Annotated in this window: 13 protein-coding genes and 5 tRNA genes; all 18 read left to right on the top strand. The window is 42.5% G+C overall.

Features of this window, described 5'->3' with window-relative positions:
* Nucleotides 1–2: 2 nt before the first annotated feature.
* Nucleotides 3–878 (top strand): L-serine ammonia-lyase, iron-sulfur-dependent, subunit alpha, encoded by an 876-nt coding sequence (gene sdaAA / locus EO121_RS06955; protein WP_127167005.1) that lies wholly within the window; start codon nt 3–5, stop codon nt 876–878.
* A 12-nt stretch (nt 879–890) separates the two neighbouring features.
* On the top strand, nt 891–2,336 hold the full coding sequence (locus EO121_RS06950; RefSeq protein ID WP_127167003.1) for a CCA tRNA nucleotidyltransferase: 1,446 nt from the start codon (nt 891–893) through the stop codon (nt 2,334–2,336).
* 5 nt (nt 2,337–2,341) lie between these two features.
* On the top strand, nt 2,342–4,330 hold the full coding sequence (locus EO121_RS06945; RefSeq protein WP_127167002.1) for a penicillin-binding transpeptidase domain-containing protein: 1,989 nt from the start codon (nt 2,342–2,344) through the stop codon (nt 4,328–4,330).
* 77 nt (nt 4,331–4,407) lie between these two features.
* Entirely contained in the window at nt 4,408–5,256 is an 849-nt protein-coding gene (locus EO121_RS06940) for a bifunctional 5,10-methylenetetrahydrofolate dehydrogenase/5,10-methenyltetrahydrofolate cyclohydrolase (protein ID WP_127167000.1), read from the top strand.
* Nucleotides 5,234–5,575, top strand: coding sequence for a hydrogenase maturation nickel metallochaperone HypA (gene hypA, locus EO121_RS06935; protein WP_127166999.1), 342 nt, complete (start codon nt 5,234–5,236; stop codon nt 5,573–5,575). The genes EO121_RS06940 and hypA overlap by 23 nt, the downstream gene beginning before the upstream one ends.
* A gap of 9 nt (nt 5,576–5,584) precedes the next feature.
* Nucleotides 5,585–6,250 carry a hydrogenase nickel incorporation protein HypB gene (gene hypB / locus EO121_RS06930; RefSeq protein WP_127166997.1) on the top strand — a complete coding sequence of 222 codons (666 nt, stop codon included), beginning with the start codon at nt 5,585–5,587 and terminating at the stop codon, nt 6,248–6,250.
* Entirely contained in the window at nt 6,240–7,916 is a 1,677-nt protein-coding gene (locus tag EO121_RS06925; protein WP_127166995.1) for a hypothetical protein, read from the top strand. The genes hypB and EO121_RS06925 overlap by 11 nt, the downstream gene beginning before the upstream one ends.
* Nucleotides 7,917–8,780: 864 nt before the next feature.
* A complete protein-coding gene (locus EO121_RS06920; RefSeq protein ID WP_164725887.1) occupies nt 8,781–10,163 on the top strand; it encodes a YadA-like family protein in 1,383 nt (460 codons plus the stop codon).
* A 39-nt stretch (nt 10,164–10,202) separates the two neighbouring features.
* A complete protein-coding gene (locus EO121_RS06915) occupies nt 10,203–11,375 on the top strand; it encodes a YadA-like family protein (protein ID WP_127166991.1) in 1,173 nt (390 codons plus the stop codon).
* Nucleotides 11,376–11,708: 333 nt separating this feature from the next.
* Nucleotides 11,709–11,784, top strand: a tRNA-Thr gene (locus tag EO121_RS06910).
* A gap of 7 nt (nt 11,785–11,791) precedes the next feature.
* Nucleotides 11,792–11,876, top strand: a tRNA-Tyr gene (locus tag EO121_RS06905).
* Between the two features lie 7 nt (nt 11,877–11,883).
* Nucleotides 11,884–11,959: transfer RNA gene (locus EO121_RS06900), tRNA-Met, on the top strand.
* Nucleotides 11,960–11,984: 25 nt separating this feature from the next.
* A tRNA-Thr gene (locus EO121_RS06895) sits at nt 11,985–12,060 on the top strand.
* Nucleotides 12,061–12,067: 7 nt separating this feature from the next.
* Nucleotides 12,068–12,144: transfer RNA gene (locus EO121_RS06890), tRNA-Met, on the top strand.
* A 104-nt stretch (nt 12,145–12,248) separates the two neighbouring features.
* Nucleotides 12,249–12,791: a Panacea domain-containing protein gene (locus EO121_RS06885; RefSeq protein ID WP_127166989.1), complete on the top strand. Its 543-nt coding sequence runs from the start codon at nt 12,249–12,251 to the stop codon at nt 12,789–12,791.
* The gene (locus EO121_RS06880; RefSeq protein WP_164725886.1) at nt 12,781–13,098 is read left to right on the top strand and encodes a type II toxin-antitoxin system PemK/MazF family toxin; all 318 of its coding nucleotides are present in this window, start codon (nt 12,781–12,783) and stop codon (nt 13,096–13,098) included. Before EO121_RS06885 ends, EO121_RS06880 begins: the two co-directional genes overlap by 11 nt.
* A 30-nt stretch (nt 13,099–13,128) precedes the next feature.
* Nucleotides 13,129–13,737: a hypothetical protein gene (locus tag EO121_RS06875; protein WP_127166985.1), complete on the top strand. Its 609-nt coding sequence runs from the start codon at nt 13,129–13,131 to the stop codon at nt 13,735–13,737.
* A 187-nt stretch (nt 13,738–13,924) separates the two neighbouring features.
* The coding region (locus EO121_RS06870) for a GTP-binding protein (RefSeq protein WP_149306083.1) at nt 13,925–14,031 on the top strand (107 nt) is incomplete at its 3' end.

The following is a 14,031-nucleotide window of genomic DNA, read 5'->3' as shown; positions in this document are numbered from 1 at the left end:
CTATGAGTTATTTATACGATACTATTGAAGATATTGTACGCCTTGCAGACCGTGAAAGTATTTCTTTTTCTGAAGTGGTCTTGCGGGCAGAAATAGAAAGTACGGACTCTACAAAAGAGGATGTGCTAACTGAAATACGCCGTCGCATTCAAATTTTCAAAGAATCTGTTCGTGATGGGATAGAGGATACAAGAAAAAGTAAGAGTGGTATGTCTGGAGGTCAGGCGAAACAGTTAGACGAACGGAAACCTGTCTTTTTGAGTGATCTTACATACCGAGCCTTGCGCTATGCTATATCCGTGAATGAAGCCAATGCGAAGATGTTCCGCATCGTGGCATGCCCTACGGCGGGGGCCTGTGGCATTTTACCAGGGGTCATGCACGCAGTGGGAGAAGTATACAACTGTGATGATACAGCGTATATTAATGGATTTTTAGCTGCTGCTGGGGTTGGTAATGTGGTGACAAACCAAGCCTGTGTAGCGGGTGCTGTGGGTGGTTGTCAAGCCGAAGTCGGTACGGCGGCAGCCATGGCAGCAGCCTGTGCAGTAGCTATGATGGGTGGTACTACAGAAGAAGTGGTAACGGCTATGACCTTGTGCATGAAAAATGTACTCGGTTTGGTCTGCGACCCAGTGGCAGGTCTCGTGGAAGTGCCTTGCGTGAAGCGGAATGGGATTTACGCAGTTCATGCGTTGGCATCGGCAGAAATGGCAATGGCAGGCTTGCGTAGTCGTATTCCAGCAGACGAGGTGATCGGAGCTATGGATTCTATTGGGCGAGCGTTACCAGAAGCACTTCGTGAAACCAGTGAAGGCGGTTTAGCACGTACTAAAACGGGAATGGACATTACGAACCGCTTGGCGCATCAGAAATAGAGAGGATGTAGTATGGGGAGTTTAGCATACAGAGAAACAGCTGCCTACCAAGGGGCTGTACGTATTTTGCAAACTTTACAAGCAGCAGAGTATGAGGCGTATATTGTGGGCGGCGCTGTGCGAGATATACAGATGGGGCGCACTCCTCATGACTATGACATTGTCACCTCGGCTATGCCAGAGATGGTCATCGAAGTGCTGCGAAGTTCAGGGTTTACGACGACGAATGTAGTAGGAGCAACTTTTGGAGTGGTGGTGGTATCCTACGGAGAGCATTCGTATGAGGTGGCCACTTATCGGAGTGAACAATATGGTGAGGATAGTCATCGACCAGTGTCTGTACACTATCCATCGACTTTCTCAGAGGATGTGCGGAGACGAGATTTTACAATCAATGGCTTGGCTCTTACTGAAAGTGGGCACATACGGGACGAAGTCGGTGGCTTACAAGATATAGAACATCGCCGTTTATGCACGATTGGTTCTAGTCAAGAGCGCTTTCAAGAAGATGCGTTGCGCATGTTTCGCTTATGTCGGTTTGCTGGACAATTGGGTTTTTCTATCGACCCGAACACATGGGCGGGAATCGAGCCGAACTTGTATCGAGTGGAAGGCTTATCCCTAGAGCGGGTACGTATAGAAGTTGAAAAAATGTTGCTCAGTGACCATGTGGACCTCGGCTTAGATGCGTTGGTGCGCAGTCATTTGAACGACCAATATTGCCAACAAACAACAGGGGGGCAATCTCGGCGGATTCCTATATTGCCGGAGTTAACCCATTTAGTAGACTTACCGCAAGCCCCCGAACATCATCTTCATGATGGATGGCGTCATACCTTAGCCGTCGTACGAGAGGTGGCACCCAATTTAGTGTTGCGGTGGGCGGCGTTGCTCCATGATGTGGGCAAAGGTGTGGAAGGCGTTCGAGGCTTTCACAATGGGCGGATTACGGATCGCAACCACGATACGGTAGGAGCCAATATGACACGTGATATACTGACACGGTTAGGCTATGGCAAAGAGTTTGTCAATCTTGTGGTATGGCTTGTGGAACGACATATGCGCTTTCACTTTTACGTGGCAAATGCATCAGCAGATTTACATACATGGATGCAGAAAGAAGCAAAGGGTGGCGTGTTCCGCGAAACAAAAGAATTAACGGTAGCCATGGAATATTTACAACAACTAGGGGTAGCCGATGTCATTGGTGGTGGCACGAAGCAGGTAGCCCCATCGGAAATGTATGGACAGAGAATGGTGTCCATGGCGCAGACTATGCCCGTACATACAAAAGATTTACACTATGATAAGGGGTTGCCCTCTATGGTACAACCCTATGTAAAAGAAGTGATGCAAACGTTATTGCAACGTGTGCAAAATGGAGAGATTATGAACACTCCAGAGGCGTTACAGGAGGCAGGGCTTTCCAAGTATCGTCGACTGAAAGAAAAGGAGTAGTAACCATGACAGTGCAACAAGCACGAAAACAATTAGATGAGTATGCTTTGCGATGGTTTGCGTTTATATTTGTGATCGCGTCACTCATCGTATTGCGCTACGGATATATACAGATTGTAGCTAATGATACCTATTCAAAGCGGTTTTCTAATCAATTTATTACAGATCGAGTATTGCAATCTCCACGAGGTACTATTTTTGATCGGAATGGCAACCCCTTGGCATTAAGCGTGACCGTTAACTCCGTCAGTGCGGACCCTACGATGATGCGGGTGGTGGCTAAGAAAACGCCGGAAGAGGTGGCAGATGTATTGGCACCGTATGTGCGTATTTCCAGAGAAGAAATTATTAAAAAATTAAATGAAGATACAGCCTTTGTCTGGATTGATCGCCTCTTAGATGTGCCGAACTCCAATGGTATAGAAGCAGCCATCAAGGAAGCAAAGTTCAATTTTATTACCTTACATAAAGAGAGCCGTCGCTATTATCCGAATGATACTTTATTAGCGCAGGTCCTTGGATTTGTGGGATTCAATGAAGATGGCAAAGCCGATGCAGAAGGTAAGGCAGGATTAGAGGCAGACTTAGATGATGTGATTCGCAGTAATGAGGTAAAAGTCAGCATTTATAACGATACAGCAGGTAGACCTGTCTTTGAGTCCGTACAGTCTCAATTTTTACCAGATCAAGAAAAATCTGTAAATCTCACCATTGATACTACGGTGCAGTTTATTGCAGAGCGTGCACTGGATAAAGCGATGGCAGATACAAAGGCTCGCAGTGCAGCCATGATTATTATGGACCCTAAAACAGGGGAAATCTTGGCAATGGCGAACAAAAATCGAGGCATGTCTACGGATGTGAATAAACTGAAATTTGAGGATTATCGGAACAATGCGGTGGTAAGTATTTATGAACCAGGGTCTACGTTCAAACCGATTATTGCCGCCTCCGCTCTGGCAGCTGGAAAATGGCAACTAGATACAGTGTACAATGATACGGGTACCATTCTAATCGATGGGCATACGATAAAAAACTGGGACGGTAAAGGCAGAGGTAAAGTTCGCTTACTAGATATTCTAAAATATTCCATTAATACGGGCATGGTGTACTTGGGTACGACTACCGGTGGAGATATTTTGACAGATTATGTCAAACGATTTGGGTTTGGTAAAGCCACAGGCATTGAACTGCCGGCTGAGGGAGATGGAATCCTATTTGATCCGAAGACAATGAGTAAATTAGATACTGCCACTATGTCTATCGGACAAGGGAGTGCGGTAACACCATTGCAAATGGTACAAGCCTATGGGGCCTTGGCAAATGGGGGCAAAATGATGAAACCTCATATTATTAAATCCATCGTGAACCCAGATGGATCTACTTTCAGAGAAGCACAAGATATAGAGCAAGGCCAACCTATCCCTGAAAGTATTGCCAAACAGATTACAGATATTTTGGAAAAAGAAGTTTCTGAAGGGGGCGGCCATAAAGCCTACGTAGAGGGCTACCAATTTGCCGGTAAAACAGGTACGGCACAAAAATTAGATGCCGAACATGGTGGTTACTTGAATGGCCGGTATATTGCATCCTTTATTGGATACGGCCCTGTAGAAGATGCTCACTTTGTTGCCTTAGTTGTGATTGATGACCCGCAAGGCACATACTATGGCAGTCAAATTGCAGCGCCAGTATTCCAAGATGTGATGTCACAATTAGTGCGGTACTATAAGCTTTCACCAACTCGTAGTAAACACAATGACAAAGATAAGGCAAAAGGTGGAACTAATGTATTAGCAGTACATCGTAATAAAGATGGATCTGTGATTGTGCCAAATTTTGTGGGACATGCCTATGGGGAGGTTCGCGATTGGGTTCATGAAGCTGGATTAACGTTCAAACCAACCGGTACAGGCTATGCCATTTCGCAAGATGAGGGCGTGGGCAGTACCTTGGAACAAGGTGAATCGATTACCGTTCATTTTAGTCGGTAAGATTCGTAGGCTGTGTAGGTACATAGAGATAGATATGACATAGGGATACACTATGAGATTATGAATGTGAGGATATCATGATAGAATTATTAGGTAAACCGGTAGCACAGGCTCGTAAAGCTATGCTACTGGAGAAGATGCAAGTGCTAGTAGACCAAGGTGTAACGATCACACTAGGTATTTTACTAGTGGGTGACGATAATGCAGCCAAAATGTATGCTACGTTCATGGAAAAAGTGGCAAAAGGGGCAAACTTTGGCACTGAATTAGTAGAATTACCGGAAACAGCTACGCAAGAAGAGGTAGAGGCGGTGATTCATAGATTCAATACAGATGAACGCATTTATGGCGTATTACCATTGATGCCAATGCCAAAACATATTGACAGTGAAGCGGTGATTGGTGGATTAGATCCAGCGAAGGATATTGATGGGTTAACTACCTATAACATTGGATTGGTTAGTTCTGGTAAAGGTGGGTATGTGCCGTGTACGCCAAAGGCTTGCATGGCTATCGTAGACCATTATGGCATTGAACTAGCAGGCAAAAAAGTGGTTGTTCTAGGCCGTAGCCAAGTGGTAGGTAAACCAGTGGCATTGCTGGCGCTAGAACGTAATGCGACAGTGACGATTTGTCATTCTAAAACACTAAACTTAGCAGCTGAACTAGCACAGGCAGATGTGGTTATTGCTGCGGTTGGTAAAGCACATATGGTGCATGGCTCTATGCTGAAAGAGGGCTGCATTGTGATTGATGTAGGAATCAATGAGTTAGAGGGACAGACTGTAGGTGATGTGGACTTCGCCTCTGCTAGTGAGGTGGCATCTGCCATCACTCCTGTGCCAGGTGGTGTTGGGTCTGTGACGACTACCATGATGTTAGAAGGATTATACGAGGCGTATTATGCACGAAATGGCCATCGCTGAGGGAATTGTAGATGTGGCGCTAGATACATTGAAAGCGAATGAAGGCACCATCATTCATGCTATACAAGTGCAGATTGGTGCGTTGTCTGGGGTAGAGCCAGAGGCATTACATTTTTGTTTTGATGCGGTCACACAAGGAACAGCGGCAGAGGGAGCGAAGCTAGAGATAGAAACAATCCCTATGAAAGGACGTTGTTTAGATTGTCACCAAGAATTTTCAATGGAACAGTATCGTCATGTATGCCCACACTGTGAAAGCTTTGCCGTAGAAGAATTACAAGGCAGAGAATTGCGTGTGGCATCCATTGATATGGATTAAAGGAGTACTATGGAAGTACAAGTAATGACAAATGTATTGGCAAAAAATGATGCCATTGCAGAAACACTACAACAACAATTTAAAGATAAACATATTTTAGTGATGAATTTATTGGGATCCCCAGGGGCAGGCAAAACCTCTCTATTAGAGGCCACGTTACAAACCTTATCTAAGGACTATCGTATTGCGGTTATCGAAGGTGATTTATTTACCGATAAAGATGCGGAGCGCATTCATGCTACCGGGGTACCAGTGATTCAGATTAATACGGTAGGCGGCTGCCATTTAGATGCGAATATGATCCGGGAGGCCATAGGTGAACTAGATTTGGATGCGTTGGACTTAATCATCATTGAAAATGTAGGTAACTTAGTGTGCCCGGCAGAATTTTTCATCGGTGAAGATATGAAAGTCACTGTTCTTTCTATCACTGAAGGGGAAGATAAACCACTAAAATATCCATTGATTTTCAAAGAATCTTCGGCAGTTCTATTAAACAAAGTCGATTTATTACCCTATGTACCATTTAAGATGGATGAGGCTATTCGAGATATTAACTCCCTACAACCAGGTGTGCCTATCTTTCAAGTAAGCTGTACACAGGCAGAAGGGCTTTCCCCATGGATTACTTGGGTGAAAGAACAACTAGAGGAGCGACGTAACCATGAAAACTAATTGGAAAGTTACCCTAGCAGCTATGGCAGTAGTAGGCATGGTGGGAGTACAACCGCAGATTGTGCTAGGACAAGATACTAGTGAAAATACAATCAACAAACAGGTGGGGTCTGTTGTTACTGAACAAGATGGTAGTGCAAATGCCGTAAATAAGGCGACTGAATCGATTGCCAAGGAGAAAGATTCGGATGAAAAGAACGTAGCAACAGCAGATGCGGCGAAAGGGAAAACCGTATTAGAGACAAAGCACAATGGTACCACTGTGCAACGGAAGGTAACCGTAGGGACATCGACCTTTACTGTAACACCAGAACAGGTGGCAGAAGAGTTGGCGTTGCGTAAGTTCTTACAAGAGAAAAAAGCATCTTTTGTAGAAGGGGAAGAAGAAAACTTAGAACTAGTAGGTACTTCCTATACGGCGAATCGTATACCACAGCTCGTTATTACCGATGCATTTGTTAAAGAACTCGAAGCAGAGGCGAAAGCACGTATAGAAGCAAAACAACATGAACCTTGGGCATTTCCTGATGTGGATGTGATGAAAGAAAAGCTAGACGTTATCGGTAAAAAGAAAACCGTTACTATGCATGCTAGTGATACTGTAGGTGAGAATGATGTTGATGGGGTAGGTGATTCTGTAGAGACGGAGTCTGAAGATACTGCGGGAAATAAGCCAGAGACAAGTAAATCTGATGCAGCTAATGCGCCTAAATATAGTAAAGATAACAGCACAGGAGAGCATAAAACTTCTAGTATGACTGAGGGGACCGCAACAGATGGAAAGGCTTTAAAGCACATACATGATGCGAAACAGCCTAAAACTCTTGCATATCCTATCGACTTATTATGGACAGATAAATCGACTATCTTCTTACATGAAGATGTACATGTAGGCGCTACACGTGGGGAAGTGCTCTTTGCTTGGGGCGCACCACAGGCTATGTGGCGTGATAACAAAGATGGTTCATTGCTGTGGCTATATATAGGCGAACTTGGTAAAGAAAAAACTATAACAAAAAACAAAAAAAGTTCTATGCAAAAGGAGGAGTTTTCACAGTTGGTGGAGAACTCTTATACTAGTGACTCTTTAGCAGGTTCTAACAGTTCTGTGGGTTATGTGTGGCTTTCATTGAAAGATGGGAAAGTGACACATTTGGGAATGATTACGGGTCAAGACTGGCCTCGTTTTGCTATACCAGCCACTACATTAGAAACGTTTAAGCCTAATACAATGACAGAGTCAGATTTCTCTTTGATGGGTTACCGATTAGGTGACACATTTACCAATGATCCTAATCGATCTTGGGAAGAAAGAGGCAAGCTGTACGGTCAGGAATTTTTAGGGTATAAGGATGTAGTTATCGCATATAACAAGGAACACGAAATCACTCGTGTCATGATCAACTCATCGCTTGGTACGACGAAACGCGGCATTTCATTGGGAGATTCTAAATACTTACTGCTCTATCTCTACGGAGTGCCAGATTTTGAAGAACCTGCTAATCAGCATGATACTACTAAAGGTGTAGTCTATGGCTATCGCCATCCGGTGTTAGAACATACCTACCTATTGTTTACATTAGATGACAAATTTGTTAGAGAAATTATGTTGTCAACTCAAAAGAAAAGCGAACTTGTTTCGTCTATGAAGTCTATGGCGTTGTGATAACGTCATTTATGCAAAAGGAAGAGCACGGCATACCCCCTCACAAACGGTATTTCATAATGTTTGTTCGGGGGCACGCCGTGCTCTTCTTGTGTTTGTGTAAGCATGATGTAGCAACGCCATAAGGCTACTACGCAAAATGGCGTCGCTTGGGGGGGAGGGAAGAGCACGGCATACTCCTCACAAACGGTATTTCATAATGTTTGTTCGGAGCACGCCGTGCTCTTCTTGCGTTTGTGTGATTTAGTCAGTTAGGGAACGCCACAAGGCTACTACGCAAAATTGTGTCGCTTGGAGGGAGGGAAGAGCACGGCATACCCCCTCACAAACGGTATTTCATAATGTTTGTTCGGGGGCACGCCGTGCTCTTCTTGTGTTTGTGTAAGTATGATGTAGCAACGCCACAAGGCTACTACACAAAATTGCGTCGCTTGGGAGAAGGAAAGACCGCAATACACCCCCCTCAGAAACGGCATTTCATGATGTTTCTTCGGAGGTATATTGCGGTCTTCTTACGTTTGGTATGTGTTAATCATAGCACTTTTGGATTTACTATATAAGTAATGAAAAAGCCTAACGAATAAGGTCAAGTACACCTTAGCACGTTAGGCTTCATCAGATTTTAAAGCTATTTGAGATGAGCCTAACGCCGATCAAACGTTGATGGCTCTTTTTTTTGTATACTTAGTATGCCATATTTTAAAACGAAAAACTACTACATATGTATCTTGAATTTACAACTTGAATTGGGGGGGTAAGTTTCTAAAAAGTTATTTGACACAATGTAATTTGAATGGTATTGTATATCAGTATTTCATATATAATTAGTAGGTGAATAGAATGGATGGTAAGAGAGGTAAGTGTATGAATAGTAAGTCGATAGCAGCTATTGCGATGACCGCTGTGCTGGCTATAGAGTATGGAACTGTGCAGGCAGTAGGACAGGGGTCTTATGCTTCGTATGGGATACAGCTCGGGGGTGAGTACTCTGTCGGAGTAGGGGAATTTCAGATTTATGGTGATAATGCAGTAGTGGTGGGGACAGTATCTGCACAAGCGAATGATAAGGGTACATCTATTGGAGCGTATGCAGGAGCAAGTAGTGATGACGGGTCTACTAATCTTGGATATAATGCATTAGGTCGTGCTTTCAACACGATAGCATTGGGAAGATTGACTGTATTATATGGAAATCAATCGATGGGTATTGGGTATAAGACACGTGCTTTCTTTGGTGATGAAAATGGTATAGCCATTGGTGAATCGTCAAGGGCGAGTGAAACTAATTCTGTTGCACTAGGGTCTCAAACAGTATCTAACCGTGATGAGGGTGTAGTTGGATACGATCCTTTGAATATAGCTGTTATAAAAGATCCCGCGAAAGGTAGCTTACAGCTACCTACTGCATTACAAGCGGAAATAGCAACTAAAGAAGCAGAATATAAAGTTTTGCAAGGAGAATATGAAATGATTCAAGGGGACATATATAAATTATCTGAAAAAAGAGCAGCATTAATAGGTGAATTAACACGGGGTGAAGTGACAGATCAAGAGGAATTAAATGCTATAAGGACTCAATCGCAAAAAAAATATGATTTATTAAAGAAAAAAGGTGCAGAGCTATCGAATAAGAAAGCAGAAATGAATCAGATAGTGGGTACTTGGCGGTCTGGACAAGGCGCAATATCTATTGGCAATTCTGAAAAAGGGGATACAAGACAGCTCATAGGGTTAGCAGCGGGATCAGAAGATACTGATGGCATTAATGTGGCACAACTAAAATCGTTAGATTTGGCAGCGCATCGTGCATTGGATAGGACGATTGGACAGTTGCGGAATGAGGCGAGACAGGGAAATACGATGACGGCTACTCTTGCTGCACTAAAACCAGTCGCTTATAAAGTAAATGAACCAACGCAAGTGTTAGCAGGGGTAGGACAATATGCAGGTCATAGTGGCTATGCCTTAGGGGTAGCTCATTATAGGAATGAACGAATGATGGTGAATGCAGGAGCAGCACTTTCAGGAAATCAATTGGTGTATAATGCGGGTGCTACTTTACGATTAGGCAAAAAAGGGACATCCTTAGCCGCGGATAGAACTCATCTATCAATAGACAGCTTATTTGAAGCATTACAACGAGAGCAAACTAGAAACCAACGTCAAAAACAAGTACTACGAGAGTTGGAACTAGAAAATCAACAGTTGCACCAAGATGTGGAGCAACTAAAACAGATGGCAAGATAATAGATATATGATAAAAGATAGGATAAAATGAGGTAAGTGATGAAAAGACATTGTGTAGTACCTTTGCTAATGGCTAGTATTTTAGCAATAGGTTTAGGAAGTGTGCAGGCAGCAGGTAATGATTCTTATGAAGCTGGTGGAGGTAATGCTTCTGGAGATAATTCTGTAGCGATAGGGGCGTCAGCGTCGAGTATTGAACGTGATTCTGTGTCCATAGGCGCTGGGGCATCTTCTGCAAATTATTATGGCGTAGCAATCGGTAGAGAAGCACGAAGTGATAAAGCAGGTGCCATCAGTATGGGGTATAAAGCACAGGCTATGGGTAATAATACTTTGGCATTGGGACGAGAGGCTCAGGCGCGTGGAGAAAACGGTTCTATTAGTATAGGACTTGAAGCGATTACTGGGGATGGCAGCAGTGGCTCAGTAGCTATTGGTACATCGGCTAAAACAGAGGCGGCTGATAGTGTGGCACTAGGATCGTATACATTAGGGAACCGAAATAAAGGTGCCCTGGGGTATGATCCATCTGAAGAGTTTGTAGTAAAAGGTGCTATTGGGACATTACAGATAAGCACTGCCAAACAAGGCACTACTAGCAATACTGCGGCAAGTACATGGCAATCTACAAGAGGTGCTGTATCCATTGGTAATTCGGAAACAGGAGATACAAGACAGTTGATAGGTCTAGCAGCGGGCTCTGAAGATACGGATGGTGTCAATGTAGCTCAATTAAAATCCTTGGAAACAGCTACATACAAAACGATTGATGCAGCGGCTAAAGGATTGCGTGGTGAAATTCATCAAGGGAATGCTATGACAGCGGCCTTAGCAGCTCTAAAACCTATCCAATATAAAGTAGATGAACCAACACAAGTGATGGTAGGTATAGGCAAACAGGAAGAGAAAATAGGCTATGCCTTAGGTGTGGCGCACTATACCAATGAAAGAACGATGTTTAATGCAGGGGCGGCTTTCTCAGAGGGGCAAATGATTTATAACTTGGGAGCTACACTTCGCTTTGGTAAGGGAGGTAAAGCTGCTGGTGCCTTTGGGGACAATGCATCTCTTTCTGTATTATCCGATGCGTTACAAGAAGAAAAACAACAAAATGATCGTCAAGAACAGGCTATTATTAATTTACAATCGGATAATCGACAACTACGGAACGATATAGAGATGTTGAAACAACTTGTTTCGACTAAGAAATAGCGTGGCGTTTTAGCTTAATATTGAGCAAAGGGAAGAGCACGACACATTCCTACGCAAACTGATACAGTGGTTAGGTTTGCTTCGGAACATGTCGTGCTCTTCTTACGTTTGTATATGTAAGCAAAAAGAACGCCACGCTATTTCCTATCCCCAACGGCGTTCTGGGGAGGCGTACAAAATTTTCTGAAAAAGGTTAAAAAATTTTTTATAAAACACTTGCATTATAATATAGAGGTATGTTATTATATACAAGTAGTCAGGAACACCACTACAGAGTAGGAAAAAGTTCTTGACAAACTACATAAGAACATATATAATGATATATGTAAATGTGCTGGCGTAGCTCAATCGGTAGAGCAGCTGACTTGTAATCAGCAGGTTGTGGGTTCAATTCCTATCGCCAGCTCCATTTTTTTGGAGGGATTCCCGAGCGGCCAAAGGGAGCAGACTGTAAATCTGCCGTCTTCGACTTCGAAGGTTCGAATCCTTCTCCCTCCACCATTTTCATCGCGGGGTGGAGCAGTTGGTAGCTCGTCGGGCTCATAACCCGAAGGTCGCAGGTTCAAGTCCTGTCCCCGCAACCATGTTAATTCGTTAGTGATTGAATGTGCTGGTGTAGCTCAGTCGGCAGAGCGTATCCTTGGTAAGGATAAGGTCACCGGTTCAATCCCGGTCACTAGCTCCATATACTTGGCGGCATAGCTCAGTTGGCTAGAGCAATCGGTTCATACCCGGTGTGTCCGCGGTTCAAATCCGTGTGCCGCCACCAATAACCTCACTTTAGGTGAGGATTTTTTTATGCCTAAAATTAGCTATCCATTGAAATCCATAGTTTGAGTTTGTATAATGAGAGTATAGAAAGGTGGTGGCTCTATGGCTAAAGCGATAGATGTGGCGAAATTTTTTATTGAAATAGTTGCTAATACTCCTAATGAAGATGCGATGACTAATTTACGATTGAATAAATTGTTGTACTTTGCTCAAGCTGGGAGCATTTCATCATTAGGTTATACTCTTATTGAAGAAGATTTTGAAGCATGGGATTTAGGCCCGGTTGTTAAATCTGTTTATAAAACCTTTAAAGAATATGGAAGAAATGGGATTGTTAATCAATCATTTGATCGACAAGCGTTGACCAAAGAAGAGCAATTATACTTGTTAGATGTGTTGCGTAAATATAGCACAATGTCTACATCTTCTTTGGTGAATAAATCTCACGAAAAAGGGACTCCTTGGTATGAAGTGTACTATTCTACTGGGGATAAAATTATTCCAAAACATCGAATTACAGAATACTATGGACATATTGAAATTGTTGATAAATTTACATTGCCGTTTACAGAGAAAGACTTCGTTGGGACAAGAGATGAATCTAACCATTTAGTGTTACCACAGGAGTATGACTATGCCGAATAGTTGGGAAGTATGGTGGGCGATTGTAAAGTTTGAAAATTCAGAAGAATCAAAGGTACGACCAGTTGTTGTATTAGAGAATCAAGAAGCATTTATTATTTCGTTGAAAGTAACTAGTCATAAGCCGAGAGATACATATCCTGGGGAATATGATTTAATGCGTTGGAGTGATGCAGGATTAACTAAGCCATCAACTGTTAGACTGAGTCAACCGTTGCAATTAATAATAACAGACTTCAAAAGCAAAATTGGTGATTTAGATGCGGTGGATATCTATGCGATTCAGCAATTGATTGCATATTATAAATGATAATATATCTATGCGAGAGGAGCGGTACATATGACATCATGGTTTAGTGATTTAAAAGAGCTGATTTTACATCCTACGGGGCAAGGGGCCGATCAAGTGGCACAATATGGAACGATTAAAAAAGGTTTGCTCACATTTTTTGGGTTAGAATTTTTATTTTGTACACTCTTAGGTGCTATAGTTACCCCATTAGTTGGATTTTTTATGCCTGTGCATTATCTTGATATTGCCGCCTATGGGTCTTTGATTATTGTTGCAGCAGCTATACTCATATTTATTGTTCAAATAGTATCTATATTTTTTAGTAGTGCTATATTCTATGGATTGTATAAACTGACAAAATCTACAGGGACTTGGGCTGATGTGGTGAAAGGGTTCATGTATGGAAAAATCTTTTCCGATCTATATATTGCATGTTTAATCCCTATACTATGGATCCTGGGTGGCTTGTTACTTCCCCTTAGTAGAGATTTGATTTGGTTACTAGTTATTGTGGCGGCTGCAGTAGCACTTTGGATTGTATATGTTGAGGTACATATTATGAGTCGTATATTAGACAGTACGAAATTGAAAGTGTTTGCTTTATATGTAGGAGTAGCAATTGTAAGTACATGTATTAAATATCTATTGGGATCGTAATATGGTACTACGTAGTCTAGTATAGTGCTCTATAGAGATAGGTTAGACTTTCACAAAAATTATCAAAAAGTGGAGTAGAAATGCCTGTAATTCCTATAAATTAACTAAACTGTATTTGTATTTCTCTATCTAATCATATATAATAAAGGTAATTAGTTTTTTTGTAATGAAGGAGGCTATTTTAACAATGGCAAAAGCAAAGTTCGAACGTAATAAACCACACGTTAACATTGGTACTATCGGTCACGTTGACCATGGTAAAACTACTTTAACAGCAGCAATCACTAAAGTTCT

This window comes from Veillonella sp. CHU732 (genome assembly GCF_003992085.1).
Classification (GTDB): Bacteria; Bacillota; Negativicutes; order Veillonellales; family Veillonellaceae; genus F0422.
This window is presented reverse-complemented; position numbering and strand designations above follow the sequence as displayed.

Excerpts from the sequence above, each read along its gene's own strand:
- EO121_RS06885 (WP_127166989.1), top strand. The coding sequence starts at position 12,249 with ATGGCTAAAGCGATAGATGTGGCGAAATTTTTTATTGAAATAGTTGCT.
- EO121_RS06940 (WP_127167000.1), top strand. The coding sequence starts at position 4,408 with ATGATAGAATTATTAGGTAAACCGGTAGCACAGGCTCGTAAAGCTATG.
- sdaAA (WP_127167005.1), top strand. The coding sequence starts at position 3 with ATGAGTTATTTATACGATACTATTGAAGATATTGTACGCCTTGCAGAC.
- EO121_RS06915 (WP_127166991.1), top strand. The coding sequence starts at position 10,203 with ATGAAAAGACATTGTGTAGTACCTTTGCTAATGGCTAGTATTTTAGCA.
- EO121_RS06945 (WP_127167002.1), top strand. The coding sequence starts at position 2,342 with ATGACAGTGCAACAAGCACGAAAACAATTAGATGAGTATGCTTTGCGA.
- EO121_RS06880 (WP_164725886.1), top strand. The coding sequence starts at position 12,781 with ATGCCGAATAGTTGGGAAGTATGGTGGGCGATTGTAAAGTTTGAAAAT.
- EO121_RS06950 (WP_127167003.1), top strand. The coding sequence starts at position 891 with ATGGGGAGTTTAGCATACAGAGAAACAGCTGCCTACCAAGGGGCTGTA.
- hypA (WP_127166999.1), top strand. The coding sequence starts at position 5,234 with ATGCACGAAATGGCCATCGCTGAGGGAATTGTAGATGTGGCGCTAGAT.
- EO121_RS06875 (WP_127166985.1), top strand. The coding sequence starts at position 13,129 with ATGACATCATGGTTTAGTGATTTAAAAGAGCTGATTTTACATCCTACG.
- EO121_RS06925 (WP_127166995.1), top strand. The coding sequence starts at position 6,240 with ATGAAAACTAATTGGAAAGTTACCCTAGCAGCTATGGCAGTAGTAGGC.
- EO121_RS06920 (WP_164725887.1), top strand. The coding sequence starts at position 8,781 with ATGAATAGTAAGTCGATAGCAGCTATTGCGATGACCGCTGTGCTGGCT.
- hypB (WP_127166997.1), top strand. The coding sequence starts at position 5,585 with ATGGAAGTACAAGTAATGACAAATGTATTGGCAAAAAATGATGCCATT.